This window comes from Pseudomonas sp. SIMBA_067 (assembly GCF_046534675.1).
In the GTDB taxonomy this organism is placed as follows: Bacteria; Pseudomonadota; Gammaproteobacteria; order Pseudomonadales; family Pseudomonadaceae; genus Aquipseudomonas; species Aquipseudomonas putida.
Window position 1 is genome coordinate 1 of sequence record NZ_JAWRYH010001120.1, and the last position, 245, is coordinate 245.

Consider the following 245-nt stretch of genomic DNA (forward strand, 5'->3'; position numbering starts at 1 on the left):
GGAGCAGGTCGGGCAGACGCCGTCGGCGGTCAGCCGCACCTTGTCGCGCCTGGAAGCCAAGCTCGAGACGACGCTGATCAATCGCACCACGCGGCGCATGGACCTGACCGAAGAGGGCAAGTACTTCTTTGAGCAGGCCAAGGTAATCCTGGCGCAGATGGATGAGCTGGAAGAACGCCTGTCGTCACGCCAGAAAAAACCTGCCGGGCGCTTGCGCATCAATGCTGCCGTACCGTTCATGCTGC

At 62.0% G+C, this 245-nt stretch carries 1 protein-coding gene; it reads left to right on the plus strand.

Annotated features, from left to right (window positions below; translation table 11 throughout):
* The coding region (locus SB765_RS32770; protein ID WP_410932910.1) for a LysR family transcriptional regulator at positions 1-245 on the plus strand (245 nt) is incomplete at both ends.